25 protein-coding genes are annotated in these 25,746 nt (G+C 73.3%); 15 read left to right on the top strand and 10 right to left on the bottom strand.

Going from position 1 to position 25,746, the window contains the following annotated elements; all coding sequences use genetic code 11:
- Positions 1-339 precede the first annotated feature (339 nt).
- Positions 340-4,083, top strand: a complete 3,744-nt coding sequence (locus ACIBCT_RS12910; RefSeq protein ID WP_399187885.1) for a hypothetical protein — start codon at positions 340-342, stop codon at positions 4,081-4,083.
- On the opposite strand, the gene ACIBCT_RS12905 is transcribed toward ACIBCT_RS12910, so the two are convergent.
- Positions 4,067-4,465: an NUDIX hydrolase gene (locus ACIBCT_RS12905; protein WP_399187883.1), complete on the bottom strand. Its 399-nt coding sequence runs from the start codon at positions 4,463-4,465 to the stop codon at positions 4,067-4,069. The two genes, ACIBCT_RS12910 and ACIBCT_RS12905, sit on opposite strands and share 17 nt — an antisense overlap.
- Before the next feature lie 73 nt (positions 4,466-4,538).
- Between ACIBCT_RS12905 and ACIBCT_RS12900 the strand changes: the two genes are divergently transcribed.
- Positions 4,539-5,189, top strand: coding sequence for a DUF6758 family protein (locus ACIBCT_RS12900; protein WP_399187881.1), 651 nt, complete (start codon positions 4,539-4,541; stop codon positions 5,187-5,189).
- 106 nt (positions 5,190-5,295) lie between these two features.
- Here ACIBCT_RS12900 and ACIBCT_RS12895 read toward each other — a convergent pair whose 3' ends face one another.
- Complete coding sequence (locus ACIBCT_RS12895) at positions 5,296-7,110, bottom strand: right-handed parallel beta-helix repeat-containing protein (RefSeq protein ID WP_399187879.1); 1,815 nt, start codon at positions 7,108-7,110, stop codon at positions 5,296-5,298.
- Between the two features lie 80 nt (positions 7,111-7,190).
- On the opposite strand from ACIBCT_RS12895, the gene ACIBCT_RS12890 reads away from it, so the two are divergent.
- Genes ACIBCT_RS12890 through ACIBCT_RS12880 form a run of 3 tightly spaced genes read left to right on the top strand, consistent with a single transcriptional unit; the run spans position 7,191 to position 9,721 of the window.
- Complete coding sequence (locus ACIBCT_RS12890; RefSeq protein WP_399187877.1) at positions 7,191-8,078, top strand: TetR/AcrR family transcriptional regulator; 888 nt, start codon at positions 7,191-7,193, stop codon at positions 8,076-8,078.
- A gap of 11 nt (positions 8,079-8,089) precedes the next feature.
- Positions 8,090-8,806 (top strand): MBL fold metallo-hydrolase, encoded by a 717-nt coding sequence (locus ACIBCT_RS12885; protein ID WP_399187875.1) that lies wholly within the window; start codon positions 8,090-8,092, stop codon positions 8,804-8,806.
- A 6-nt stretch (positions 8,807-8,812) separates the two neighbouring features.
- On the top strand, positions 8,813-9,721 hold the full coding sequence (locus ACIBCT_RS12880; protein ID WP_399187873.1) for a RecB family exonuclease: 909 nt from the start codon (positions 8,813-8,815) through the stop codon (positions 9,719-9,721).
- A 122-nt stretch (positions 9,722-9,843) separates the two neighbouring features.
- On the opposite strand, the gene ACIBCT_RS12875 is transcribed toward ACIBCT_RS12880, so the two are convergent.
- The gene (locus ACIBCT_RS12875; RefSeq protein WP_399187871.1) at positions 9,844-10,716 is read right to left on the bottom strand and encodes an alpha/beta fold hydrolase; all 873 of its coding nucleotides are present in this window, start codon (positions 10,714-10,716) and stop codon (positions 9,844-9,846) included.
- Between the two features lie 102 nt (positions 10,717-10,818).
- Complete coding sequence (locus tag ACIBCT_RS12870) at positions 10,819-12,885, bottom strand: DEAD/DEAH box helicase (RefSeq protein WP_399187869.1); 2,067 nt, start codon at positions 12,883-12,885, stop codon at positions 10,819-10,821.
- Between the two features lie 263 nt (positions 12,886-13,148).
- On the opposite strand from ACIBCT_RS12870, the gene ACIBCT_RS12865 reads away from it, so the two are divergent.
- On the top strand, positions 13,149-13,814 hold the full coding sequence (locus ACIBCT_RS12865; protein WP_399187867.1) for a ferritin-like fold-containing protein: 666 nt from the start codon (positions 13,149-13,151) through the stop codon (positions 13,812-13,814).
- Positions 13,815-14,002: 188 nt separating this feature from the next.
- Positions 14,003-14,161 carry a hypothetical protein gene (locus ACIBCT_RS12860; RefSeq protein ID WP_399187865.1) on the top strand — a complete coding sequence of 53 codons (159 nt, stop codon included), beginning with the start codon at positions 14,003-14,005 and terminating at the stop codon, positions 14,159-14,161.
- A 73-nt stretch (positions 14,162-14,234) separates the two neighbouring features.
- Here ACIBCT_RS12860 and ACIBCT_RS12855 read toward each other — a convergent pair whose 3' ends face one another.
- From ACIBCT_RS12855 to ACIBCT_RS12840, 4 genes are all read right to left on the bottom strand, one after another.
- Positions 14,235-14,465, bottom strand: coding sequence for a DUF3107 domain-containing protein (locus ACIBCT_RS12855; protein ID WP_344902309.1), 231 nt, complete (start codon positions 14,463-14,465; stop codon positions 14,235-14,237).
- 245 nt (positions 14,466-14,710) lie between these two features.
- Entirely contained in the window at positions 14,711-15,340 is a 630-nt protein-coding gene (locus ACIBCT_RS12850) for a TetR/AcrR family transcriptional regulator (protein WP_399187863.1), read from the bottom strand.
- Between the two features lie 61 nt (positions 15,341-15,401).
- Complete coding sequence (locus tag ACIBCT_RS12845; protein ID WP_399187861.1) at positions 15,402-15,704, bottom strand: hypothetical protein; 303 nt, start codon at positions 15,702-15,704, stop codon at positions 15,402-15,404.
- A gap of 499 nt (positions 15,705-16,203) precedes the next feature.
- Positions 16,204-16,524 carry a hypothetical protein gene (locus tag ACIBCT_RS12840; protein ID WP_399187859.1) on the bottom strand — a complete coding sequence of 107 codons (321 nt, stop codon included), beginning with the start codon at positions 16,522-16,524 and terminating at the stop codon, positions 16,204-16,206.
- Between the two features lie 499 nt (positions 16,525-17,023).
- On the opposite strand from ACIBCT_RS12840, the gene ACIBCT_RS12835 reads away from it, so the two are divergent.
- Positions 17,024-17,935 carry an alpha/beta fold hydrolase gene (locus tag ACIBCT_RS12835; RefSeq protein WP_399187857.1) on the top strand — a complete coding sequence of 304 codons (912 nt, stop codon included), beginning with the start codon at positions 17,024-17,026 and terminating at the stop codon, positions 17,933-17,935.
- 88 nt (positions 17,936-18,023) lie between these two features.
- Complete coding sequence (gene moeZ, locus ACIBCT_RS12830; protein WP_399187855.1) at positions 18,024-19,205, top strand: adenylyltransferase/sulfurtransferase MoeZ; 1,182 nt, start codon at positions 18,024-18,026, stop codon at positions 19,203-19,205.
- Between the two features lie 174 nt (positions 19,206-19,379).
- Here the strand turns inward: moeZ and ACIBCT_RS12825 are convergent, their stop codons facing one another.
- Both ACIBCT_RS12825 and ACIBCT_RS12820 read right to left on the bottom strand, forming a co-directional pair.
- The gene (locus ACIBCT_RS12825) at positions 19,380-19,685 is read right to left on the bottom strand and encodes a transcriptional regulator (RefSeq protein ID WP_344902289.1); all 306 of its coding nucleotides are present in this window, start codon (positions 19,683-19,685) and stop codon (positions 19,380-19,382) included.
- Positions 19,682-20,164 (bottom strand): hypothetical protein, encoded by a 483-nt coding sequence (locus tag ACIBCT_RS12820; protein WP_399187853.1) that lies wholly within the window; start codon positions 20,162-20,164, stop codon positions 19,682-19,684. The genes ACIBCT_RS12825 and ACIBCT_RS12820 overlap by 4 nt, the downstream gene beginning before the upstream one ends.
- A gap of 129 nt (positions 20,165-20,293) precedes the next feature.
- Between ACIBCT_RS12820 and ACIBCT_RS12815 the strand changes: the two genes are divergently transcribed.
- From ACIBCT_RS12815 to ACIBCT_RS12790, 6 genes are all read left to right on the top strand, one after another.
- Positions 20,294-21,028 carry a hypothetical protein gene (locus ACIBCT_RS12815; protein ID WP_399187851.1) on the top strand — a complete coding sequence of 245 codons (735 nt, stop codon included), beginning with the start codon at positions 20,294-20,296 and terminating at the stop codon, positions 21,026-21,028.
- Positions 21,022-22,314 carry a S8 family serine peptidase gene (locus ACIBCT_RS12810; RefSeq protein ID WP_399187849.1) on the top strand — a complete coding sequence of 431 codons (1,293 nt, stop codon included), beginning with the start codon at positions 21,022-21,024 and terminating at the stop codon, positions 22,312-22,314. The genes ACIBCT_RS12815 and ACIBCT_RS12810 overlap by 7 nt, the downstream gene beginning before the upstream one ends.
- 357 nt (positions 22,315-22,671) lie before the next feature.
- Entirely contained in the window at positions 22,672-23,469 is a 798-nt protein-coding gene (locus ACIBCT_RS12805; protein ID WP_399187847.1) for a hypothetical protein, read from the top strand.
- A complete protein-coding gene (locus tag ACIBCT_RS12800; protein ID WP_399187845.1) occupies positions 23,463-24,953 on the top strand; it encodes a S8 family serine peptidase in 1,491 nt (496 codons plus the stop codon). The genes ACIBCT_RS12805 and ACIBCT_RS12800 overlap by 7 nt, the downstream gene beginning before the upstream one ends.
- Positions 24,954-25,064: 111 nt before the next feature.
- Entirely contained in the window at positions 25,065-25,433 is a 369-nt protein-coding gene (locus tag ACIBCT_RS12795; protein ID WP_399187843.1) for a hypothetical protein, read from the top strand.
- A complete protein-coding gene (locus ACIBCT_RS12790) occupies positions 25,421-25,729 on the top strand; it encodes an MGMT family protein (protein WP_344902269.1) in 309 nt (102 codons plus the stop codon). Before ACIBCT_RS12795 ends, ACIBCT_RS12790 begins: the two co-directional genes overlap by 13 nt.
- The last annotated feature ends 17 nt before the right edge of the window (positions 25,730-25,746 follow it).

Raw genomic sequence — 25,746 nt, 5'->3', positions numbered from 1 at the left:
CTACATGCCGCCGCCCCCGGCAGTCTGTGAACTAATGCGCACAGGGTGGCACGAAGCGAACCCCAGCGTCCGGAAAAGATGGCCGAAATCTTTCGTACAGGTTCTTGGCCGACCGGTGAACCCAAAATTATGCGGACAAACCATCGCAAGTCCGGCGCTCGCTCGATAAATCTGACTAGAGAGGTCTCGTCATCGCGGCCCGGACGTGTTGCTCTGGACTGTGGGCGACCGGCCTCAGGCGGCGGATCGCGGGAGGTGATCGTTTACGGGGAACGGGGTAGGAGTAGGGTCGCGTTCGATTTGCCGCATCCGTAGAGGTTGCGGCCTACCGGCGCGGAGATGACTGGAACGATCCGGGGTGGTGACCCCGGGCCGAAACGGGCTTCCTACGAGGAGGTGCTGAGCGTGGCCTCGGGCTCCCACGACCCGCGCTCGAGAGAGTGGCCGGAGGGCGACGGCGGCGTCCACGGCGACGGCGCGCACGGCCACGGCGTTCAGGACGGCATCCACGACGGCGCGCACGGCCACGGCGTCCACGACGGCGTCCACGACGATGCGTACGGCGACGACGTCCGCGACCCCGGCGCGCACCGGCACGGCGACCGCGACGACGCCACGAACCAGGCGGGACGGCGGCACCCCCACACCCCGGACCCCCACACCTCCAGCCCTCACGCCCCGGACCACCCTCACACCCCGGACCCCCACGCGCCCGGCTCGTACGACTCCCCGCCCACCCTCCAGCACTCCCCGCCCGGCCCCTCCGGCGAGGACCCGCGAGGGGTGCCGCTGGCCTCCCCGTGGATGCTCCCGCCGTTCTCGGCGCCGACCCCGGACGACGACGAGCCGCCCCGGGCCCGTCCCGAAGGGCTCGGTGGCGAGCGCCGCCGTCCCTACAGCAGGCCCTACGCGCCCGCTCCCGGCCCGGCCGGGCCCTCGGCCTCCGGGACGCCGTCCGAGTCACCCCCCGCCACCCCGCCGACGCCACCGCCCGCGTCCCCGCAGGCACCCCCGCCCGTGTCCCCACCCCCTCTGCCGGCCTCCGGCCTCCCTGGCCCGGCATCCGGCCCCTCTGACCGGGCCTCCGGCCCTCCTGCCCCGGCCTCCGCCGAGGGTGGGCCCTCCGGTGACCGGCCGCCGGGGCCGGGACGTCACGCCGTGCCCGAGGGCGGCCGCCCGCGCCTGGTGGACCGTCCCGACCTGCTGGTCGCCTCCGGCCCTGCGCCCGAGCGCAGGGGCAGGAGGCGGGCGGAGCGGCCCGACCTCCTGGTGGCCTCCGGCCCTCCCCGTGAGCGGGCCGGGAAGGAAGACGCGGCCCGGGAGCGGACCGGGAAGGAAGGCGCGGCCCCACTGCCCGTCCCGCCCCGTGAGCGGGCCGGAGAGGACGCGGCCCCGCCGCCCGTCCCGCCCCGGGAGGGGATCAGGGTGGGACCGAGCATCCCGGCGACCCCCGAACCCGCACCGGAGCCGGAGCGGCCCGCCGCGGCCGTACCGGAACCGGAACGGCACGCCGGACCGGAACGGCACGCCGAGCCCGACCGGCATGCCGAGCCCGACCGGCATGCCGAGCCCGACCGGCACGCCGAGCCGGTCGAGGACGACTTCGAGCCGGTACGCCGGGTGGGCCGCCCGCCGGGAGGAAGGCCCGCCAGGCCCGACCTGCTCGTCGCGCAGGGCCCGCCGGGCAGGCGCGGCCCCAACGGCGGACGGCACCACCGGCCGGCCGCCGCGCCCTCGGCCGTCCGGCGCTCCAGCCCGACCAGGCGCAGGCGCGGCCGGGGCCTGGTGCTCCCGTTCCTGATGGTCGTGGTCCTCGCGGTCACCGTCGGCGGCGGCCTGGTCTACTGGGGCTGGGTGAACAGCCCGTTCGCCACCGGGCTCCAGCTCGTCGGCGACGAGGTCGGGACGGGCGACGACGACTTCGTGCCGCAGGCCGGTGTCGGCGGCAACGGCTCCAACCAGGTGCTCAACGCGGTGAGCGCGGTGGGATCGGTCATGGTCGCGGTCGGCAGCGACACCACCAGCCCGGTTCCCCGGCCGCTGTTCCTGGTCTCCTCCGACTCCGGCGCGACCTGGCGGCTCGGCAAGGTCACCGGCCCGGCGGGGCAGGAGACCGGGCCGACCACGGTGGGCCGGGTGGCGGGCGGCGACGGCCGCTGGCTGGCCGCGGGCAACGACCCCCTCGGCTCCGGGCACGGCCTGTGGACCAGCACCGACGGCGAGGAGTGGACCCTCGTCGACCCGGCCGGGCTGGCGGACGCCTTCTCACGCGGCGACAAGATCATGGACCTGGCCAGGACCCGGTCCGGTTTCGTCGCGGTCGGCGCGACGGTGCTGCAGGACGGCGGTACCGGCGCCGTCGCCTGGGTCTCCCCGGACGGGCGGACCTGGGACCGGGTGGAGACCCGGGAGATCGGCACACCGGACAAGGTCCGGGGCATCAAGGCGGTCGTCGCCGCCGGGGACACCGTCGTCGCGCTGGCCGATCCCGGACAGGGACAGTCCACCTCGGTCGTCCTGCGCTCGACCGACGGGGGCAGGACGTGGCAGCGGACCGGTGCCGCCCTCGACGGCGTCGTCCCCGAGCCGGGCGCGCTGGCCGTGGCCGGGAACGGGTTCGTGCTCGTCCCGACCCAGCAGCGCGACGACAAGGGCGAGGTGCGCGTCCACTGCTCGCCCGAGGGCGCCGACTGGAAGGCCTGCGGGACCATCACCGGCCTGGGACCCGACGGCTCGGGCGTCAAGCGCCTGGCCTCCTCCTCGGCCGGGGTGGCCGCGGTCGTCGAGTCGGGTTTCGAGCGCTACACCGTCCACACCAGCACCGACGGCCGTGACTGGCGCAGGACCACCGACCTCGGCACGGTGCCGGGCTCGCTGCGGGCCCTGGCCCTGTCCGACGCCGGAACGCTCGTCGTCGGAGGCGACGAGCGCGCCGCCGACGTGGACAACCGGGTGGTCCTGATCACCGCGCCCAAGGGCGGCGAGCCGCGGCCGGTCACCCTGGACGGGATCGAGGGCCTGACCAGGGCCGCCAGGGAGACGGCCAGGGTCGCCGCCGGGGACGGCCGGTTCGTCGCGGTCGGCTCCGTCTCCGGCGACGCCGGCATCTGGAGCATGGGGACCGGCCGCCAGAACTGGACGTCGGGCGGCCCGGCACGGCTGCTGGGCGGCCCGTGGCGGCAGGCGCTCGCCGACGTCGCGCACGGCGAGCGGGGATGGCTGGCCGTGGGCGGCACGATGACCGACGCCTCCTCCACCGAGCCGCTGCTGGTCACCTCGACGGACGGCGAGAGCTGGCGCAGGGTGCCGCTGCTGGGCCCGCTGGCGCCCGCGGCCGACCACGACTTCCTCGCCCCGCACGCGGTGGCGGCGGGCGCGTCCGGCTACGTCATGGCGGGCGAGGACCGTGGCCCGGCCGCGACCGTGCCCGTGCTGTGGTTCACCCCCGACCTCAAGCGCTACACCCGCGCGGCCAGGCTCCCCGCGGGCGGCACGGGGGTGCGGCTCCACGACGTCTCCGCGACCTCGTCCGGGTACGTGGCCGTCGGCGGCACCGGCACGGCCGAGCGCGAGACCGGGGTGGTCTGGGTCTCGGCCGACGGGGTCACCTGGAACGCGCGCAAGCCGGTCCTGCCCCCGGGGGCGACCTCCGCGGGACTGCGGCACGTGGTCCTGTTCGGCGGGTACGTCGTCGTCGGCGGCACCGCCCGTACCGAGGACGGCGTCCGGGCCTTCGGCGCCGTCTCCACCGACAACGGGATGAGCTGGGAGTTCTCCTGGCTCCCCGCCGACCGGGCGTCGGCGGTCCACGACCTCGCCGCGACACCGGAGGGTGTGATCGCGGTCGGCTGGCAGGGGGTCCCCGGCTCCGGTGACAGCGTGGCCTGGATCTCCGAGGACGGGCTGACCTGGAAGCGGCACACCCCGGGCCGGGGCGGGCCGGACGGCCTGGACGGCGACGGGGCCCAGTGGCTCGGCGCGGTGGCGGTCTCCGCGGGGCAGGTGCTGGCCCTGGGGCGTTCCACGACCTACAGCGCCGACCACCTCATCCTGTGGCGCTCCACGCTCACCTCGGCCCGATGACGCCCCACCCGGTCAGCGCGTCCAGCAGGCCGGGGACGAGGGGGAGCGAGCCGAACTCGGCCGGGGCGACCCACCGGGCGTCCACGGCGTCGTCCCCGGGGGTGAGCGCGCCGCCGGTGACCTCGGCCAGGTAGTCACGGATCTCGTACACGGCCCCGTCGACGCCGGGACGGTCGACGGTCCCGGCGAGGGGGCCGGGCGCGACGGTCAGGCCGGTCTCCTCCAGGACCTCCCTGGCCACCGCCTCGGGATCGGACTCCCCGGGCTCGACCCGGCCACCGGGGATCGACCACAGCCCCTCGCCGGGGGGACGGCCGCGACGGACCAGGAGCATTCGTCCGGAGGCGTCGACGACGATCGCCCCGACACAATTTACGCGCACCTGAACAACATTACAGTGTGATAACGGACAGACCTCTTGACGACGGGCGCCGGAAGAAGCAGCGTGGGTAGGCGTGAAAGCCGCCCCTACGTGCCCACGGTGTTTCGGTCCGCTCCGCCCGCCGGGTGCCTGGTCGAGTGCATGGAGCTGCGGTCCGCACGGCGACGTCCTCCCGCTCCGGCCGCCCAGATCCCCCTCCGCGGCCTCGGTGGAGGCCGTCACCCGCCTGTCCCAGGTCCCCGTCTGGGTCCCCTGGCCGCTGCCCGCGGGCTGGCTGGTCACGGGGTTCGCCGACGTGGGCGACGAGCGCGACGGCGCGCGGGCGACCGTGACCGCGCTCTCCGGCCCCTCGCTGACCCACGGGCCCGCCGACCTGCTGATCGTCGCCGAGGAGCCCGGTGTGGGGCTGGGCGCGGCCCTCGCCGGGCTGGAGGGCACCGATCCGGGGACCGGGTTCGACAAGGGCCCGCCGCACGCCAAGGTCGACGTCAGAGGACACCCGACCGCCCTGTGGTGCGTCACCGCGGCCCCCGACCGGGCCGTCTACGCCGGGGAGGCCCTGGGGAACTGGCTCTGGGCGATCGTGTGGCCGGTCGAGGCGGGCCATCTGATCACCCTGGCCGAGCTGTCCCTGCGCGACCTGCGCGAGCGCGACCAGGCCCTCGACCTCCCCTTCGGGGCGTTCTCCCCGCGCCTGGCGGCCCTCGGCACCCCGGAAGGCTAGCGGAACGGTTCCTCCCGACGGCCAAGGCCGGTGTCACCGGCTCCCGGACGGCCGGGGCCGGTCGCGGGCTTCCCGGACGGAAGGCCGGCGCCGGCTCCCGGTGCGGTCAGGAGACCGGTCGCCGCTCCCTCAGGTGGGCGTGACCGGCCTCCAGGCCCGCCAGGGCGACGACGCCGGCCGCGCGAGAGGCGAAGTCGGCCTCGTCGGTGACCACCACGTCGCCCTCGACGGTCACGCCCGGCGGGGGCTCGTCCCAGCCCACCGGGGCGGCGTCCCAGAGGTTGCCGCGCAGGACGACGTTCTCCAGCGGCGGCCACACCTGCAGGGTCGCGGTGTTGTCGGCGCGCTGGACGGCGTTGCCCTCGACGGTGACCCAGGCGGCGCCGTAGTCGGTGTAGAGCGCGAAGTTGTACGGCGTGAGCGTGTCCCGCACGACGTTGCCGCGGATCAGCGCGCCGTCGTCGTGGGAGCCGCCCTGCGGGCCGGACAGGTAGATCCCGCCGCCGTCGGCCAGCACCTTCAGCGTGTTGAAGACGAGGTTGCGCAGGATGTGGGTGCCCCGGCCTGGACCGGCCACGATGCCGCAGTGCGGGACGTCGTTCACCTGGTTGCAGGCGATCACGCAGTCCTCGCCCCCGGCCACCGCGATACCGGGCGAGCCGGAGTACTCCAGCCCCGTGTCGCGGACCAGGTTGTTCTCGATCGTGACCGCCCGGCTCCCGGTGACGGTGAGCCCTCCGCCGCAGACCTCCTCGAACACGTTGCCGCGGACCAGGACGTCCGCGCCGCCGGAGAACCGCAGCGCCGTGGCGCCCAGCCGGGTGAAGCGGCACCCCTCGACCGTCACCCGTACGGCGTCCTCGAACACGACGTTGGCGGGGATCGTCAGGGACTCCGCCGGGACCGTCACCCACGCCCCCTCGGCGAACGACACCTTCTCGATCGGGCCTCCGTCGTAGTAGCCGGTGCCGTGGTAGTGCAGGAAGCCCTCGGGACGGTTCGGCCGCAGCCAGGTGGCGTCGGCGAAGGTGATGCCCTCGAAGGCGACGTCGCGCGCGCCCGTGACCCTCACCAGGGTCTCCAGGGCGGACGCGACGACCTCGGTCCGCCCCGGATCCTCGCCGGGGCGGGGCCGGTAGCGCAGTACGTGCCCTCCCGGCAGGGAGGTGTCCAGGACGAAGGTGCCCGGCTCGGTCAGGAACCCCGTGCCGTTCTCCACCCGGGTCGGCAGGCCGGGGCCGTAGGACTCGCCCCCGCCCTCCCAGGGCACCACCGAGTTGTAGAGCTCGACGGCCCAGCCGAAGGCGGGCTCGGCCATGGTGACGACGGTCGAGTCCCCGTCGGCCTCGACGGCGGCGACGCCGAGGCGGGCCTCGGTCCACGGGTAGACGCCGCGCAGCACGAACTCCACGTCGGCGGGATTGCCCCAGCTCAGCGGCTCCGCGCTGTCGGTGACGTACCCGGTGGCGGTCCTGACGGCGTTGCCGGGGAGGCCGTCGATCCAGGCCCGTTCCACCCTGCGTCCGCCGACGTGCAGGCCGCGGGTCTCCAGGTCGCCGACCTCGGCCGTCCAGACGCCGTCCAGCCCGTGCCGGACGGTGATCCGCCTGCCGCCGCTGACGACGGTCTCGCCACCGTCCCCGCCCCGGTAGGTCACGCCGGAGTCGGCCTCGGTGAGTTCCAGGGTCTCGGTGAGCCGGTGGACGCCGGGGAGCAGGTGCACCACGACGGGCGCGTCACGTGCCGGGTCCCGCGTCCGATCCCCCGCTCGATCCTCCGCCCGATCTCTTGCCAGGTCGCGTGCCAGGTCGCGTGCCAGGTCGCGTGCCAGGTCGCGGGCGCGGGCGAGGGTCGCCAGCGGCCGCCCGGAGGTGCCGGGCCCGGCGTCGTCACCGGAGGGGGACACGTAGAGTTCGTTCAAGAAGGGCTCCTTGTTTATGCTGTAAACAAATCTATACACTATAAACAGATGCCGGGGCCGAGCGTCAAGGGAGGAGGACGGTGGCCGCCCAGGAGGATCCGGACCGGACCGTCGAGCTGCTGTGGCGGGAGCCGCGGGACGCCGCGTCCAGGCAGGGGCTGAGCGTCGGCGCGATCGTGCGCGCCGCCGTCGAGATCGCGGACGCCGAGGGGATCGAGGCGCTGTCCATGCGCCGGGTCGGCGAGCGGCTCGGTTTCACCGGCATGTCGCTCTACCGGCACGTTCCGGGCAAGACGCAGCTCGTCGACCTGATGTGCGACGCGGTGCTGGGCGAGACCGTGGCCGAGGCGGAACCGCCGGCCGGTGCGGGCGATCGGGACGGGTGGCGCGAGGCCCTGGAGGCGTGGGCACGGCGCCACCGGGCGCTGTGCCACCGCCATCCCTGGCTGGCCGGGGTGCGCGGCACGCGGACCGTCCCCGGGCCGAACGCGGTCGCCGGCTTCGAGCACGCGCTCGCCACCGTGGCGGGGATCGGCCTCGGCCCCGCCGAGATGGTCGCCGTGGTGGGCCTGGTCGGCCGTTTCGTGGAGGGCGAGGCCGTCAGGGAGGCGGAGGTCGCCAGGGTCGAGCGGCGGACGGGCGTCTCCGAACAGGACTGGTGGGGGGCCAGGGAGTCCCTGTACGCGGAGCTGTCCCGCTATCCGACGCTGACCGCCGTGTGGGAGGCGGGCGGCTACGACGAGCCCGAGGACCCCTTCGAGTTCGGCCTGCGGCGGGTGCTGGACGGCGTCGAGGTGCTGGTCCGTCAACGTGACGAAAGACGTGATGAAAGCCTCTCGTGCGTGGTGTGCGGCACCGCCATGGAACGCGGCGGGACGGGGCGCCCGCGGGCGTACTGCTCCAGAGGTTGCCAGCAGCGCGCGTATCGCGGACGCCGCTCCGGACCGCGGGGCGGGATCAGGCAGTAAAGTTCGGAAGCGTGACAGCGCGTATCGAGCGAGTGGTGACCGAGGGCGTCGTCGATGTCGACGGCGTCGAGCACAAGGTCGAGAACAACACGTGGATCCTGGGCGACGACGAGGACGCCATCGTCATCGACCCCGCGCGCGACGCGGAGAAGATCCTGGAGAAGGTCGGGGAGCGTGAGGTGCTGGCGGTCATCTGCACCCACGGCCTGCCCGACCACGTGGGCGCGGCCATCGAGGTGGCGGCCAGGGACGAGGCGGTGATCGCCCTTCATCCCAAGGACCGGCCGCTGTGGCGGCTGACCTGGCCCGACACCTGGCCCGACATCGACATGGAGGACGACGGCCTGTTCGAGGTCGCCGGCGTCCAGCTGGAGGTCATGTCCACCCCGGGCATCTCCCAGGGCGGCGTCTCGCTCTACTGCGAGGGCCTGGACGCGGTCTTCACCGGCAAGACCCTCCAGGCCGACGGCCCGGGACGGATCGGCGGAGAGTACCCCGCCCTGGCCGACCAGCTGACCGCCATCGGCGGACGGCTGTTCACCCTCCCCCACCGCACCCGGGTGCTGCCCGCGCACGGCGAGGAGAGCACCGTCGGCGACCTGGAGCCCCAGTTCGACGCCTGGCTCTCCGGTTCGCTGACCCGTGGTGCGGAGGCCCCCGAGGAGGAGGGTCCGCTGACCGACGGCACGCGCGCGGCGGGAATCCGGCTGAACCTGCGGGACGAATAGTCCTCGATGGACCAGCTTCCCCTGGAGGGCATGCCGCGGCGGTTGTACTCCTGCACGCCGTCGCGGCTGAACACCTGGCTCGACTGCCCCCGGCGCTACCGGTTCACCTACATGGACCGGCCGGCGCCGCAGAGGGGCCGGCCCTGGGCGCACAACAGCGTGGGCGCCAGCGTGCACAACGCCCTGGCCGCCTGGTGGCGGGAGCCGCCCGAGCGGCGCACGCCCGAGGTCGCCGGACTGCTGCTCGACCGGGGGTGGATCGGCGAGGGGTTCCGTGACGCCGAGCAGTCGGCCACCTGGCGGGACAGGGCCCGGGAGATGGTCTCCGGGTACGTGGCGAGCCTGGACCCCGCCGCCGAACCGGTCGGCGTCGAGCGCACGGTGGCCACGCGGACCGCGACCCTGGCCCTGTCCGGCAGGATCGACCGGCTCGACCGGCGCGGCGAGGAACTGGTCGTGGTCGACTACAAGACCGGCCGCCGCCCGCTGGACACCGACGACGCCCGCTCCTCGCTCGCCCTGGCGGTCTACGCCATCGCCTCCTCGCGGATGCTGCACCGGCCCTGCCACCGCGTCGAGCTCCACCACCTGCCGACCGCCTCGATCGTGGAGTGGGAGCACACCGACGAGTCCCTGGCCCGCCACCTCGGCCACGCCGAGGAGATCGCCGAGGAGGCGTCGCGGGCCGACGACGGCTACCGGGCCTGGGCCGCCGAGGCCCGCCCCGCCAGCGGGCGGACCTCCGCGCGGGCCGCGGGCGCCGACCGGACCCCGCCCGCCGTGCCCCCCGAGATCGACGCGATCTTCCCGCCCCGTACCGGACCGCTCTGCTCGTGGTGCGACTTCCGCCGTCACTGTCCCGAGGGGCAGGCCGCGGGCGAGGACCGCGAGCCCTGGGCCGCGCTGGCGGACTAGGGACGCGCCCGTCCGGCCCCCGCACACGCGGTGCGGGCCGAGACGTCCGTGCACCCGGCGGGCAGGCGCGGTGGGGGAACCGCCGCACCGCGCCCGGCGGGACACGTCGTCCCCGTGCCGGATCAGCTCCTCAGCGGGTTCTCGGCGGCGTTCCAGAAGCGGATGAGGGCGGCGGCGGTGGTCTCCGGGGCCTCCACCGCGGGGGAGTGGGCCGCCCCGGGGACGACCACGCAGTCGGCGTCCAGCCGGTGGGCCATCTCCGCCTGCATGTGCGGGGGCCAGCCGTCGTCGTGCTCGCCGTACAGCACCAGGGTGGGGACCTCGACCTGGGTGAGCTCGTCGCAGCGGTCCACCGCGGAGAGCACCTCCTCGGTCATCGCGAACATGCCGGTGACGGAGTTGGCGAACAGCCGCTTGCGCAGGAAGGCGACGATCTCCTCCGACACGCCGGCCGCCATCGCCTCGGGCTCCATCCGGGTGTGCCACATGTGCTCCAGCCCCTGCTCGGGCAGCTCGGAGATCATGAAACGGCCCGCCCGCGCCCGGGGACCGACGATCGCGGCGGGCCCGGAGCTCATCAGCGTGTAGGAGGCGAAGCGGGTACGGCCGTCGATGACCGCCTCCCGGGTGACCAGGCCGCCGAAGGAGTGGCCGACCAGGTGGACGGGGGCGCCGTGACCGATCACCTGGGCCAGCACGTCCACGTCGTTGCCGAGCGCGGCGCAGGTGTAGGCGGACCGGTCGTCAGGGCCGCCGGTCTCGAACTGGCCCCGCATGTCGATCGCGACGACCTGGCGCCCCGACTGGGCGAGCGTCTGCAGGACCGCGATGAAGTCCTCCTTGCTGCCCGTCAGGCCGGGGACCAGCAGTGCGGGCCGGCGCTCGGGGATGCCGCTGACGGGTACGGCCTCAAGCGCGGCGAAGGCGCCGACGGCCGTCTCGATCCGGCGGGAGCGGACGCCTGGAGGCAGGGTCAGAAAACGCGGCGTACTCACGTGGCCCCACGATACCTCTCTTGTTGGGATCGCTCCGTGCGTGCGGGAACGCGAAAAGGGGCGCCACCGGTACGGTCGCGCCCCTTTCCGGCACCGGCACCGTCAGCTCGGACGGCGCGGTCCCCGCTGCTGCTGGCCGCGCACCTGCGGCCGGCGACGGCTCTGCACACGCTCGGAGGCCGCCGAAGGGGCGATCTCGTCGTCCTCCGAGGCCAGGTCGGGCGACTTGAAGATCACCGAGAACGGGCTCGGGGGAATGATCTTCTCGGGCTGCGGCCGGGGCGCGGGGGCCTCCGCCACGGGCTCGTCGTCCCAGCGCTCGGCCATGGTGTCGTCGTCCTCTCTCAGATCCGTCACCGGCTCCTCGGCCCACGAGGGGGCCTGGGCCGTCTCGGCCACCTGCTCGCGCCTGCCGCGGCGCCGGCGCGGGGCCGTCTCGTCCTCGGCCGGCTCGGCGTGGGCCTGCGTCTCGGGTGTGCCGACGAGGCTCACCTCCGGGTTCAGGCCGGCCTTGCGGGCCCGGCCCCGGCGGGGCGCGGACTCGGCGTGCCGGTCGTCACGGATGTCGTCACGGATGTCCTTGCGGCGTGCCACGTCCGTCTCCACCTCGGCGATCTCGACGACAGGGGGCTGAACCTCACGGACCGCCAGGACGTCCTGGGCCGGCAGGGCGTCCTGCACCGGCTGGACGTCCCGGACCTGCCGGGGCTCCTCGGACGTGATCGGCGCGGGGGTCTCCTCGCCGGTCCGGCCGCCACGGGTGCGACGGCGCTCGCGGGACGTGCGCGCGGGGCGCTCGCGGCGCTCCTCACGCTCGTCGTCGCGTCCCCTGCGGGAGTCGTCGCGTCCCCGGGGGGAGTCGTCCTCGCGTCCCTTGCGGGGGGAGCGGGAACGGATCCGCCCGGTCTCGCCGAGGTCCTCGACCTCCTCGGCGGCCAGGCCCGCGCGGGACCGGTTGGCGCGCGGCAGCACGCCCTTGGTGCCCGGGGGGATGTTCAGGTCGCTGAAGACGTGCGGGGAGGTCGAGTAGGTCTCGACCGGCTCGGGGAAGGAGAGCGACAGCGCGTTGTTGATGACCTTCCAGCGGGTCATGTCCTCCCACTCGACGAAGGTCACCGCGATGCCCGTCTTGCCGGCCCGGCCGGTGCGGCCGATCCGGTGGACGTACGCCTTCTCGTCCTGCGGGCAGTCGTAGTTGACGACGTGGGTGACGTCGTCGACGTCGATGCCGCGCGCGGCCACGTCGGTCGCGACCAGTACGTCGATCTTCCCGTTGCGGAAGGCCCGCAGGGCCTGCTCGCGCTGGCCCTGCCCGAGGTCGCCGTGGACGGCCGCGGCCGCGAAGCCGCGCTCCTTGAGCTGCTCGACGACCATGTCGCAGGCGCGCTTGGTCTCACAGAAGATCATCGTCAGCCCGCGGCCCTCGCACTGCAGCAGGCGGCCGACGATCTCGATCTTGTCCATCCGGTGCGTGCGCCAGACGAACTGGGTCGTCTGCGGGGTTGCCTCGGCCTCGATGTCGTTGTTCTCGGCCCGCACGTGGGTGGGACGGGTGAGGTAACGCCGGGACAGGGCGACGATCTCGCCCGGCAGGGTCGCGGAGAACAGCATCGTCTGCCGCTCCGCCGGGATCAGCTTGATGATCCGCTCGATGTCGGGCAGGAAGCCCAGGTCGAGCATCCGGTCGGCCTCGTCCAGGACGAGGGTCCCGATCTGGCTGAGGTCGAGGTGCTTCTGCTTGACCAGGTCGAGCAGACGGCCCGGGGTGCCGACGATGACGTCGACGCCCTGCTTGAGCGCCTCGATCTGGGGTTCGTAGGCCCGCCCGCCGTAGACGGTCAGGATCCGCGAGCCGAGCTTGCCGGCCGCCGTCACGAGGTCCTCGGTGACCTGGACGGCGAGCTCGCGGGTCGGCACGACGACCAGCCCGCGGGGCTTCTTGCGGTTCTTCCTGGGCTTGCCGACACGCTGCAGCATGGCCACGCCGAAGGCGTAGGTCTTGCCGGTGCCGGTACGCGCCTGGCCGATGATGTCCTGGCCGTTGAGGGCCAGGGGGAGTGCCATCTCCTGGATAGGGAACGGCGCGATGATGCCCTCGGTCTCGAGGGCATCGGCGATCTCTGGGGTGACTCCGAGGTCTCGGAACGTCGTCAGCTTGGCCTGCCTCATTCTCCGTTGAAGGCAGGCCTGCCGGGACCACGGGCAGAAAACGTGTTCCCCGTGCCGGGTCCTCGCGGAAGGTCCAGCCCTCTCATGTCATCAGCGACCGCTGCGGCGTCACGCCGACTGTTGGGGGCGTACGGGAGTGGATATCCCGGATTAACACGGTGCGGTCGCACTTTCAAGAGCAGTGTACTCGATACCACAACGGAGAACCGATTTCTTCGTATTCCCGGTGAATCGTGAGGTCGGAGAGCTCGTAGGCTGCCCTCATGAGTGACTCCCCTCCGGGCATCGCCGACCTGCTCGGTGTCCTCGCGTACGCCGAGCTGACAGCCTTCCTCAGACTCGCCGAGGACGCCACCCGCCACGCCCCCTCGCTGACGGATCGGGCCGCCCTCGGCGGCCTCGCCGCGGTCGAGTACGCGCACTTCGAGCTTCTGCGCGACCGGATCGCCTCCCTGGGCGTGGACCCGGAGGAGGCGATGGCGCCGTTCGTCGGGCCGCTGGACGCCTGGCACGCCAGGACCACGCCGGGAGACTGGCTGGAGGCCCTGGTCAAGGCGTACGTGGGCACCGGCATCGCCCTCGACTTCTACCGCGAGGCGTTCTACCGCGAGGCCGCGGCCGGGATGGGCGAGGAGACGCGCAGCCTGGTCGACGAGGTCCTCGCCGACGAGGAGCGCTCGCAGTTCGCGGTCGAGCGGGTCCGCGCGGCGCTGGAGGAGGACCCGAAGCTGGCCGGGCGGCTGGCGCTGTGGTCCCGGCGGCTGGTGGGGGAGGCGCTCAGCCAGGGCCGGTACGTGGCCGAGGCCAGGCCCGCGCTGGCGGAGCTGCTGGCCGAGGCGGCCGGAGGGGAGATCGGCAAGATGGTCACCCGGCTGACCGAGGAGCACGGCGAGCGGATGGCCGCCCTGGGCCTGACCCCGGGTCCCTGAGCGCCGCCCCGGGAGCCCTCAGGGCCTCGTGGGAGCCGCGCGAGGGCGTCGTGGGCCTGGGGGGCCTCGGGTCCGTCGGCGGACCGCGAGAGGCGGACCGGCGGGCCGGTCCGTGGATCGGGGAGCGTCCGGCGACGAACCGCTGTAGCGTGCCAGGCATGAGGGCCTCGCGCCGCTATGGCAGTTCCTTGACGAGATGTGGACCGAACCGCTGGACCTCGCGTCCGGTGCTGCGCAGGGAGGGCGCGACCTGCCCGGCCGTCGGCCGGGGCCGGGAGCATCTGCGCCGCGTCCGGCGCCCCCGCTGCTGCGGGTTCGGCGAACGGGACGAGTGCCCGGGCACCTGAGGGCCGTCGTGCCGGATCCGCGGACCGCGCCACGCCGGTGAGGGGCGACGACCTGGCGCGAGCCCGGGATCCGTCAGAGCGTGCCGCCGAAACCGACGGGACGCGCCTCCTCCTCGCCGATCTCGATGAAGCCGAGCGAGGCGACGGGGACGATGACCTTGCGGCCGTTGACGTCGGTGATGGTGAAGACGCCGCCGCTGGACGCGAGGGCCGCGCTCAGCTCGTTCTCGACCTGTTCGGCCGTGAGGTCGGTCTCCACCACGAGTTCACGGTGCACGGAACGTACGCCGATCTTGATTTCCATCCTGCTCCCTTTCGATGAGGGTTGCTCGTCCCATGGTCGCCCCATCGGGGATCCGACGCGCCGTCTGATCGCGTCAAGCGAACAGTGATCGCGGCGGGTGAACGGGGACGGGCCGGTCCCGGGGGTCCGGGGGGCTTCGGGGCGGACGGTCGTAGGAGAGATCGCGCCGGTGAGGGACGGTTCCGTCGCTCCGGGACGCTTCAGGACGGCACGACGGCGCCCCCGAAAGGACGCGGGGCCGTTCCTCAGTGGTCGGCGACGGTGCGGGGGAAGCCGGAGATGCCGCGCCAGGACAGCCGCGCGATGAGCTGGGTGGCCGCGTCCTTGGGGATGGAGCCGTTGCTGGTGATCCAGTAGCGGGCGCTGACCTCGGCCATGCCGACCAGGCCGACCCCCAGCAGGCGCGCCTCGTCGCTGGAGCAGCCGGTGTCCTCCTGGATGACCTGGCTGATCATCTCGGCGCTCTCGCGGAGGTTGCGCTCCATCCGCTGGCGGACCGGGGCGACGTTGCGCAGGTCGGACTCGAACACCAGCCGGAACGCCTCACCCTGGCTGGAGACGAAGTCGAAGAAGGCGCCGATCGCGGCCTGGACGCGCTGCTTGTTGTCCGTGGTGGAGGCGAGCGCGTCCCGGCAGCGGGTGATCATGTCGTCCACGTGCAGGTCGAGCAGGGCCAGGTAGAGCTCCTGCTTGCCGGGGAAGTGCTGGTACAGGACCGGCTTGCTGACCCCGGCCCGCTCGGCGATCTCGTCCATCGCGGCCGCGTGGTAACCGTTCTCCACGAACACCTCCTGCGCCGCGCTGAGCAGCTGGCGGCGGCGGGCCGTCCGGGGCAGCCGGGTGCCCCGGGGCTTGGCGTCCGGGGTAGCGGTCACGTGGGTCTCCTCGGGTGATGCTCCTGGCGTCTGGGGTCATCCTACGCGTGGGTAATGCGCGTCAGCGATAGTCGTCCTCGTCGAGTTCGACCGTGCGGCGCTGCTCGAAGGCGTCGGCCGGGTCGGCCTCCAGGGGGATGACCTCGGGCCACTCCGGGTCGTCCTCGCGCGGCGCGCGGCTCTGCTCCACGACGTCGGAGGGGTCGGCCTCACCGTCGGCGGACGGGCTCAGGGGTGAGGCGGAACCGCCTTCGCGCACCGGCCGGTGCTGCTCGGCGGCGTCGGCCTCGGGCGTCTCGACCGGCAGCTCCTCGGCACGGTGGTCGGCCGTTCCGTCACGCTGGGTCTTGCCGTGCACGTCCATGATCTGACATCCCCTGTCGTCATCCGGGCTACGGCACCTTCCATCTCCCGTGCCGGTTCCCGCAAACGTCGGACACGGCCCAGCGTACGACCTCCGGTGCCGCACGCCGGGAAGGACGCGGCACCGGAGCGGCGGGGTGGCGGGGGTCGTGAAGGGGACGGGGACGGGGGACGGCCGGGAAGAAGGGGAAGCGGGGAGAAGAAGGCGGACGGCGCGGGGCGAGGACACCGCGGTCCGAGAACCGCGCTGCCCCCGCCCGTGTTCGTGAGAAATGAGAACTCGCACTGTGTCGAGAGTCAGGACTCCGGGAAAGTCGCTCCCGGATTCCCGCCTTCACCGTCCGGGTCGCGTCCCTCTGGAAGAAAGCGATCTGGGCGGATGCGGAATTCCTGTCCCTCCGTCACGGTCCGGATCGCGGAGAGCCGCGGATCCTTCCGTGATTTTCACGACGTTCCGAGGTCGCGTCACACCGGATCAGGATGTGGCCGCGATTCGGCGACTAGCGAACCGGCACGACCGGGTTGGTGGCGACGAGCGGCACCACGCGGTCGGTGCGGTTCTCCAGCTCGTTGTTGTTGTCGTTGTTGTTGTTGATGATCAGCTTGAAGCGCTTGTGGTGGTGACGGTACCGGTCACCACAGCAGTGGCGACGGTGACCCCAGCCGTAGCCGCAGCCGTGGGTCGGGAAGGCGGCGGCGGTCACCGTGGTGACCGAGGCGGCGGCGGACGTGACGGTGGTCGCTGCGCCCATACCGACGACTCCACCGGTCAGCGCCGTGCTGATCGCGAGCCCTGCGATGACACTGTTGAACTTGGGCATTGCGTTTCCCCCTTGAAAGGTTCGGTTACCCGATTTTCGGCATTTTCTGGTCAAGCCAGAAATTGTCGGAGATGACCAGCAATCAGCCATCCCTGCTTGTCATGGTTTCCTCGCATCTCTTACGACAAACGAAGATCGCGGGCTTTTGCCCTTTCCTTGGCTGGCCATTATCGAACTTAGATAATAAACGTAACTTATATTATGAAATGTCTTTAATGTCGTATTTGTTCTGGGGTTCTGGCGTGAGAAGGAGGTTGTCGACCGTCCGCCGTCCGGGCGAGAATCCGGGGGAGGCCGTCCACCTAATGGCGATAAATGCTGTAATAAAAGGCATTAGATGAAAATGGTCTTATGTGGCTTTTGTCGGTCCCGGGGGGGCTCTCGCGGGCCGCGGGAAGGCGTCTCCGTCCGGCCGTGAGCGCGGACTTCCGGCGGCTCCCCGGCCGAACCGCCGCGGGCCGAACTATCGTGGAAGGAGGCCGGACGAGTAGGAGGAACAGTGGCGCGTATCCCGATCCCCCACTGGCCGGGGGAGATGGTCGACCTCGGCGAGCAGCGGGTCCACGTACGGTCCACGCCCCGGGACGCGGCGGAGACCGCCGTCTACGTGCACGGGCTGGCGGGTTCGGCGACCAACTGGACCGACCTGATGGGCGAGCTCTCCGACCTGGTGACCGGCCACGCCCTCGACCTGCCCGGCGCCGGGTACTCGCCGGAGCCGCCGGACGGCGACTACTCCGTCGACGCCCACGCCCGGATCGTCGTCGCGCTGATCGAGCGGGTCTCGGCCGCGCCCGTCCACCTGTTCGGCAACTCCCTGGGCGGGGCCGTCTCGGTCCGGGTCGCCGCCACCCGCCCCGACCTGGTCCGCTCGCTCACCCTGATCTCACCGGCCATGCCCGACCTCGTCCCCCGGTACGGGCCGGCGCGGGTGGCGCTGACCACGGTGCCCCGGCTCGGCGAGTGGGCCGCGGACCGGCTGACCATGCTGCCCGCCGAGCGCAGGCTTGGCGCCACCATGGCCATGTGCTACGCCGACGTCGGGCGGATCCACCCGGACCGCCTGCGGGAGGCGGCCGAGGAACTGCGGCGCAGGGACGGGCTGCCGTACTCGGGGGCGGCACTGGTCAACTCGGCCCGGGGCATCGTCGCCGAGTACTTCCGGCGCGGCGAGGCGAACCTGTGGCGCCAGGCGGCCACGGTGAACGCCCCCACGCTGGTGATCCACGGCCGCCACGACCGGCTCGTCAACCCCCGGATGGCCGCCCGCGCCGGGCGGACCTTCCCCCGCGTACGGCTGGTGCTGCTGCCCGACGCCGGGCACGTGGCCCAGATGGAACTGCCCGAAAGGGTGGCCCGCGAGGCCAGGCTCCTGATCCGTGAGGCGCTCCTCGCGCCGGTCGGGGAATGAGCCGGGCACCGGTTTGGTTTGTGCAGGGAGCGTGCTGTGCTAGCCGCTAGCCGCATTCGCCGAGACCCCCTGAAACGGGAGCAGAACTGTGTCGTTGCCACCGCTGGTAGAGCCGGCAGCCGAGCTGACCGTCGACGAGGTGCGCCGCTACTCGCGCCACCTGATCATCCCGGACGTGGGCATGGCCGGGCAGAAGCGCTTGAAGAACGCCAGGGTGCTCTGTGTGGGCGCCGGCGGCCTGGGCTCGCCCGCCCTGCTCTATCTCGCCGCCGCGGGAGTGGGCACGCTCGGCGTCATCGACTTCGACGTGGTCGACGAGTCCAACCTGCAGCGCCAGGTGATCCACGGCCAGTCCGACGTGGGCCGCCCCAAGGCCGAGAGCGCCGCCGACAGCGTCCGTGAGATCAACCCGCTGGTCGACGTGGTCGTCCACAACGAGGCGCTGACCACCGACAACGTGATGGAGATCTTCTCCGGCTACGACCTGATCGTGGACGGCACCGACAACTTCGCCACCCGCTACATGGTCAACGACGCGGCCGTCCTGCTCGGCAAGCCGTACGTGTGGGGCTCGATCTACCGCTTCGACGGGCAGGCCAGCGTCTTCTGGGCCGAGCACGGCCCCTGCTACCGCTGCCTCTACCCCGAGCCCCCGCCGCCCGGCATGGTCCCCTCCTGCGCCGAGGGCGGCGTGCTCGGCGTGCTGTGCGCGTCGATCGGCTCCATCCAGGTCAACGAGGCCATCAAGCTCCTCGCGGGCATCGGCGAGCCGCTGGTCGGCCGTCTGATGATCTACGACGCCCTGGAGATGAACTACCGCTCGGTCAAGGTCCGCAAGGACCCCGAGTGCGTGCTGTGCGGCAAGAACCCCACGGTCACCAGCCTGCTGGAGGACTACGAGGCGTTCTGCGGCGCGGTCTCCGAGGAGGCCCAGGAGGCCGCCTCCGGCTCCACCATCACCGCGGCCGACCTCAAGTCCATGCAGGACCGGGGCGAGAACATCTACGTGATCGACGTCCGCGAGCCGAACGAGTACGAGATCGTCTCCATCCCGGGCGCCGTGCTCATCCCCAAGGGCGAGTTCCTCAACGGCTCCGCCCTGGAGCGGCTCCCGCAGGACAAGAAGATCGTCCTGCACTGCAAGTCCGGCGCCCGTTCCGCCGAGGTGCTGGCGGTCGTCAAGAACGCCGGATTCTCCGACGCCGTCCACGTCGGTGGCGGCGTGCTGAGCTGGATCAAGACGGTCGACCCGAGCCTGCCGGCCTACTAGGGCCTGTTCGAGGGCTGGGCGGGCACGGCCCCCCGTATGCGGGCGCCCCGCGGAGCGATCGCTCCGCGGGGCGCCTTTCGTTTCGTCCTGCGCTTTTTTGTCCTGTGCGTTTCCGTCCCGTCGGCCGTCGTGCCCGCCGGGGCCGCCCCGCCCGACCGGGCGGGCCGATCGGGGTCACTCCGGGGCGAGGGTGAGCCCCGAGCTCGCGACGATCTCCTGGAGGGCGGAGACGTGCGCCCGGTAGGCCCGCCGTCCCGGGGCCGAGAGCCTGAGCCAGGTGCGCGGGCGCTTGCCCACGTACCCCTTGCGGATGTCGACGTATCCGGCCGCCTCCAGGGCTGCGGCGTGCTTGGACAGCACCGAGTCGCTCAGCCCCACCTGGTCGCGGACGAACCCGAACTCCGCCTCCTCCGCGGCGGCCAGCAGCGAGACGATCCGCAACCGGGCGGGCGCGTGGATGACGGGGTCGAGCTCGCTCACCGGGTCTCCTTGGCCTGCTCCACGCCCGCCGCGAGCCGGCTCGATATCCAGCGCCCGACGAGCGGCCCGGTGGCGGCCATGAACGCCGTCATCACCAGGCAGCCGTACGTCCCGGAGTAGGCGACCCCGGCGGCGTCCAGGGGGAAGGCGACGGCGAACGCCACGCCCACGCTCGCCAGCACCCAGACGACGAACCCCGTCAGCGCCGCCGGCTCCAGGAGGCTCCGGTGGGCGCGCATCCGGGCGGTGAGGGTCAGCCTCAGCACCAGTCCGACCAGGGCGATCGTCAGCACGACGATGCCACCGGCCGTCACCGCCGGATCGGTGCCGGGTTCGGAGACGAACGTGACCCCGGTGGCGAAGAGGGCCACGCCGACGGGGTACCAGGCGGGGAACCAGGGCTCGGCGCGCAGGGCCCGTGCCTGGGTGGTGCGGACGTCGGCCAGCGTGCGGGCGGCGTCCTCGGGGGAGATGCTCATCGGGGCTCCTCGCTCTCTTTCTACTATGGAAAGTACTTTCTACTTTCCAAACCGTCAAGTACTTTTCGTTTCGACGGATCAGGACGGAACGGAGGATGACACCAGCCTTGCCGCATTAAGGTCGAGAGCGTGAATGAAGTCCCACGTCAGCGGCGCCGTTCCTGGCCGACGCTGCTCGTGGCCTCCGTGCTGACGCTGTTCTGCGCGGTCGTGGCCGGGGTGGCGACCAGCGCCGCCGGGGCGGAGCTCACCCGCGGCCCGACCCGGGCGGAGCTGGACCGGGCGGCCCTGGACGAGGTGGCCAGGCGCTGGCAGGCGTGGCCCGCGGGAAGGATCTTCCCCGCGACCGTCCGGTACGCCGCCGAGCAGGGTGGTGAGGAGCGGGCCCGCCGGGTGGGCATCTCCCCGGAGACCGGCTGTGACGGCGCGGTCGACGCCCGCCTGCGCGGGACCCTCCGGCGCGCGGGCTGCCTGGGCGTCCTGCGCGCCACCTACATCGACGCCCTCCAGGGGGTCGTCGTCACCGTGGGCGTCGCGGTCTTCAACGACGAGATCGGCGCCGCCCGGGTGAAGGCGGCGCTGCCCGCGAAGGGCCGTCCGTCGCCCGGCCTGAGGGCGCTGGCCTTCCCGGGCACCGTCACCGACCGCTTCGCCTCGGCCGTACGCCAGGCGAGCGTGGCCCGCCACGCCGGGCCGTACCTGGTGATGGCCACGGCGGGCCAGACCGACGGCCGCCCCGCCAAGGCGGTCGGCGAGCAGCGCCCCACCCTCTTCGCGTTCACCGGCGACATCGCCGACCACATCCTCTCCGGCCTGTCCACGCCCGCCCGCCCCGACTGCCTGTCCGCGGAGTGGCGGTGCTGAGCGCGCCGCGGCCGCCCGCCGGGCCGGTGAAGGCGGCGACGGCCGCGACGGCGGTGATGACGGCCCTGGCGACGCTGGCGCTGGTGTCGCTGGCACCGGTACCGGCCGCGCGGGCCGACGACGTCCGGGACAGCCAGCGGCAGGTGCTGCGGACGCTCGGCCTGCCCGCGGCGTGGCGGATCTCCGAGGGCAGGGGCGTGACCGTGGCCGTGCTCGACTCCGGAGTGGACCGCTCCCACCGCGACCTGGCCGGCTCGGTCGTCGAGGGCAGGGACTTCACGACGGGGGCCAACCCGCCGTGGGTGAGACCCCTGCGGCTGCACGGCACGTACATGGCCTCGCTCATCGCCGGTCACGGTCACGGTCCCGGCGGGGCCGACGGGGTGATCGGTGTCGCTCCGAAGGCGAAGGTGCTGTCGGTACGGGTCATCCTGGAGGACGAGGAGCCCGGCTTCCAGGAGTTCAACTCCGCCCGGCGCTACGAGAACGTGGTGGCCAAGGGCATCCGGTACGCCGTGGACCACGGCGCCGACGTGATCAACATGTCGATCTCCAAGGACCTGGCGACCCGGCAGGAGCGGTCGGCGATCCGCTACGCGATCTCCAAGGGGGTCGTGCTGGTCGCGGCCGCGGGCAACGAGGGCGCCGACGAGCCCGCCGACGGCGGCCACGCCCCCTACTCCTACCCCGCGGCCTTCCCCGGGGTGGTCTCGGTCGCGGCGGCGGACCGGGGGCTGCGCCGGGCCTCGTTCTCCAACCGCAACCCCTCGGTCCTGGTGGCCGCGCCCGGGGTGGACATCCTCGGTGCCGGTCCCGGCGACGAGTACTGGGTCGGCCGCGGCACCTCCCAGGCCACCGCCCTGGTCTCCGGCGTCGCCGCCCTCATCAAGAGCAGACATCCGAAGATGTCGCCCGGGCTGGTCGTGCAGGCGATCACCGCGGGGGTCATCCGGCGGCCCACCGGCGGCTACGACACCGGCATGGGGTTCGGCGTGGTCAACGCCGGCCGCGCCCTGGCCGCGGCGGCCAGGATCTCCGGGCACACCCTCACCGCCAGGGGGGCCGGGGGCCACGATCCCGCCCGTCCGCTGGGCCCGTCGGCCGAGCCGGTGCGCGTCGTCCACCGCGACCGCGCCAGGATCACCCTCTACGGCGGCGTGGCGGTGGCGGCGGGTCTCGGCGCGGTCGTGTCCCTGGTCGCGATCGCGGTGTCCGTGGGCCGCAGGCGCCCGCCGAGGGCCCGGGGCGGGCCGGTGCGCGACCCGGTGACGGTGCCGCGCGGCTGAGCGGGCGCACGGCTGAGCGAGCACACGATTGAGCGGGCACACGATTGAGCGGGCGCGTGGCGGGCTGACCGGGCTGAGCGGGCTGAGCGGGCGAGGTGAAAATACCCCGTGCCGATAGGGCGCGGAGGCGCCGCGACGTAGCATCGGAGTATGTCGCAGCCAGGGCGGTCCCAGGAGCCGGAGCGGCGCCCGGGAGCCTCCGCCCCCCGCGCTCGCGGCGGCTGGCCGCCGTCCGGTTCCCGGGTGAGCGGTCCCGGGACGGGCCGTGCCGGCCGGGTGCCCGGACGGGTGCCCGGACGGAGCGCCGCCGGGCCGGGTGCCGGGGCAGGACCCGGGGCCGGGGCCAGGCGGGCACGGGTGCGGAGCTGGCCCGCGACACGCCGTGACCGCGCGGCGATCCAGCGCGCCGAGCTGGCCGACCTGGAACAGGGCATCCGCTTCCGTACGATCTTCCTGATCCTGATCGGCACCATCCTCGCCGTCGCCGGGACCAATGTGCTGACCGGCGCGGTGGGGCTGCTGCGCGAGACGAACTCGCGCCCGCTGACCGCCGCCGAGCAGGCCCGCTACATCCGGGAGGACATCGCCGGCCGCTGGCGGACCTGGTCGGCGGACCTGGTCTTCCCCGTCGAGCTGGAGTACATCGGCCTGGGCCGGGTGCAGCAGTACGCCCGCAGGATCGGCCTGGCCCCCGAGGTCTCCTGCGCGGCCGGCACGGACGCGCCCGTCGGCTCGGTGCTGACCGAGTACGGCTGCCGCACGCTGCTGCGCGCCACCTACGCCGACCAGACGTCCACCTTCGTCTTCACCGTGGGCATCGCCGTGCTCGGCGACGAGGACCGCCGGATCGCCGCGTCCGGCCAGCTGGCCGTGGACGACCGGGTGGGGGTGCGCCCGGTGGCCTTCCCGGGCACCGCGAGCGAGCTGTTCGGGGCCGCGCAGCGCCAGCGCAACGCCTGGACCGGGGTCGGCCCCTACCTCGTCTTCTCGGCCGCCGGTTACGCCGACGGCCGCACCCGCCAGGCGGTCGCCCCGGAGGAGATCCTGCACAGCGAGCTGTGGCCCGCCGCCCAGGCGGTCGCCGGGCGCATCGCCCGCGCCCTCGGCGACGAGCCCAGCGCCGTGCCCCAGTGCACCCAGGGGAACGTGTGCTGAGGCCGTTCCGGCTCCGTGCCGCGAAAGCGCGGGCCGCGCTCTGCGCGCTGACGGCGCTGACGGCGCTGGCCGTGCCGGTCGCGTCCCCGGCCACGGCGGCCTCCGCCTTCCAGGTCTCCGCCCCTCGGTCCTCCACCCTTCAGGTCTTCGCCCTTCAGGGGCCCGTCCTTCAGGGTCCCGCCCTTCCGGCCCGTGCCCTCGCCGGTCCCGCCTCCCCGGACGGCGTCTCGGCCTCCCCGGACGCCTCGGCCCCGCCGGACGAGGCCGCGAACGCGCGCAGGGACCAGCGCTGGGTGCTGGAGATGCTCGGCGTCGAGCAGGCGTGGAAGGTCACCCGGGGCGCGGGCGTCACCGTGGCGCTGGTGGACAGCGGGGTCGACGACCGGGTGGCCGAGCTGCGCGGGCGGGTGATCTCCGGTCCCGACATGGGATCGATCGAGTTCGACCGGGACCGGCCGGACGCCGGTCGGCACGGCACCGCCATGGCCTCGCTCATCGCCGGGGCCGGCAGGAGCGGCACCCAGGGAGTGTTCGGGACCGCCCCCGAGGCCCGGGTCCTCTCGCTGCCGCTGATCGTCGAGGAGCGGGCGGACGGCCGCTCCCCCCTGCGCGACGAGAACCTGGGCTCGAACGCGGGCAGCCCCCTGGCCCTGGCGATCCGCTACGCCGTCGACCACGGGGCCCAGGTCGTCAGCATGTCGCTGGGGGCCTACGGGCCGGAGCAGAGCGAGCGGGAGGCCGTGGCGTACGCGCTGTCCAAGGGCGTGGTGCTGGTCGCGGCCGTGGGCAACGACGGCGACTCCGCCTACACCCTGGAGAAGGGCACGTCCTTCTGGAACTTCCCGGCCGGCTACTCCGGCGTCATCGGCGTGGGCGCGGTGGACGAGATGGGCAGGCCGGCGGAGTTCAGCAGCGACAACCTGTCGGTGCAGGTCGTGGCGCCGGGGGTCGGCGTCCCGGTGGTCCTGCCCGGCGGGGGGTACGGCTCGTCGGAGGGGACCAGCTCCGCGGCCGCCCTGGTGGCCGGGGTCGCCGCACTGATAAAAGCGAAATATCCCACGATCTCCCCGCACCTGGTGGCGCGCGCCCTCACCTCCTCGGCCACGGCCCGTCCCCGGGGCGGCTACGACGACCACCTCGGGTTCGGCGTGGTGAACGCCGCCGGGGCCCTGGCCGAGGCGGGCCGGCTGACGGCGGGCGCGGTGCGGGTGCCGCTCCCGGTGCCCGAGGGCATGCACTTCGGGGAGGGACTGCCCTCCGCCGGGCCCAGCACGCCCGGCCCCGAGCCGGCGCGGCTCTGGCTGTACGGGGCGGGTCTCGTCGGGGGCCTGCTGGCGTTCGCCGGGGGCGTGGTGATGCTCAACCGGCGCCCCGATCGCGACACCGGCGGGGGTGCCGGCCGGAGCGCGGGCCGGAGTACCGGCCAGGGCGCGTCCGGGGCCGTGGCGCCCGCGGGGAGATGGCGCCGGAGGTCGCGGGCGTGAGCACCGTTCGACGTCGATTCGACTGCGTTTTGGACAACGTTCGGATGCGGTAGCCCGGATGTCTGAATTCCCGCCCCGGAACGTCGGCCGCGTTCGCTAGTCTCGCGCCCTATGGGGTACGAGTTGCGCGTGGAGCGCCCTGCGCCTCTCGCCTTCGCGGAGCTCGCGGCCGTGCTGGGGCAGGCGGGGTTCGAGTTCAGGGGGACGCAGGAGGCGGGAGAGATCCTGGCCCGGCACGACGGGGTCGTCCATGCCATAGCGGTATGGAACGGCGGCCTGTCCGGAACTCCGGGCTCCGACTGGCAGGTGGCCCAGCTGGCGCGCGTCTCCGCGCTCCTGGGGGCACGGCTGGTCGGTGAGGACGGCGAGTCCTACGCGATCCGCGACGGCCTGGTCGAGCAGCTGAACGGCTCGACGGCCTACGAGTTCGGCACGCTCGACGAGATCCTCGCGGCCGGGCCGACCGTATGGAGCAGGTAGGCCACCCCACGCCGTACGCCGAGCGGGTGCTCGACCTGGTCGAGCGGATCCCGCCGGGCATGGTCATGTCCTACGGCGACATCGCCGAGTACCTGGGCGAGGGGGGCCCGCGCCAGGTCGGCAGGGTGATGTCCACCTGGGGCGGGGGTGTTCCCTGGTGGCGCGTGGTGCACGCGGACGGCACCGCCCCGCCCGGCCACGAGCGGCGCTGCCTGGAGAGCTGGGGGGCGGAGCGGACCCCGCTGCGGGGCGTGCGCGTGGACATGCGCGCGGCCAGATGGGACGGGAAACCATAGATCACGAAATCCTGTAA

The sequence above is a fragment of the Streptosporangium sp. NPDC050855 genome (assembly GCF_044456585.1).
Lineage (GTDB): Bacteria > Actinomycetota > Actinomycetes > Streptosporangiales > Streptosporangiaceae > Streptosporangium > Streptosporangium longisporum.
Note: the sequence above shows the minus strand (reverse complement) of the source record. Positions and strands in the feature narration are given on the sequence as shown.

What these genes read in the sequence shown, in the direction of transcription:
- ACIBCT_RS12910 (WP_399187885.1), top strand. Translation starts at nt 340, where the DNA reads ATGACTGGAACGATCCGGGGTGGTGACCCCGGGCCGAAACGGGCTTCC.
- ACIBCT_RS12880 (WP_399187873.1), top strand. Translation starts at nt 8,813, where the DNA reads ATGGACCAGCTTCCCCTGGAGGGCATGCCGCGGCGGTTGTACTCCTGC.
- ACIBCT_RS12870 (WP_399187869.1), bottom strand. Translation starts at nt 12,885, where the DNA reads ATGAGGCAGGCCAAGCTGACGACGTTCCGAGACCTCGGAGTCACCCCA.
- ACIBCT_RS12865 (WP_399187867.1), top strand. Translation starts at nt 13,149, where the DNA reads ATGAGTGACTCCCCTCCGGGCATCGCCGACCTGCTCGGTGTCCTCGCG.
- ACIBCT_RS12855 (WP_344902309.1), bottom strand. Translation starts at nt 14,465, where the DNA reads ATGGAAATCAAGATCGGCGTACGTTCCGTGCACCGTGAACTCGTGGTG.
- ACIBCT_RS12845 (WP_399187861.1), bottom strand. Translation starts at nt 15,704, where the DNA reads ATGGACGTGCACGGCAAGACCCAGCGTGACGGAACGGCCGACCACCGT.
- ACIBCT_RS12840 (WP_399187859.1), bottom strand. Translation starts at nt 16,524, where the DNA reads ATGCCCAAGTTCAACAGTGTCATCGCAGGGCTCGCGATCAGCACGGCG.
- ACIBCT_RS12820 (WP_399187853.1), bottom strand. Translation starts at nt 20,164, where the DNA reads ATGAGCATCTCCCCCGAGGACGCCGCCCGCACGCTGGCCGACGTCCGC.
- ACIBCT_RS12795 (WP_399187843.1), top strand. Translation starts at nt 25,065, where the DNA reads ATGGGGTACGAGTTGCGCGTGGAGCGCCCTGCGCCTCTCGCCTTCGCG.
- ACIBCT_RS12790 (WP_344902269.1), top strand. Translation starts at nt 25,421, where the DNA reads ATGGAGCAGGTAGGCCACCCCACGCCGTACGCCGAGCGGGTGCTCGAC.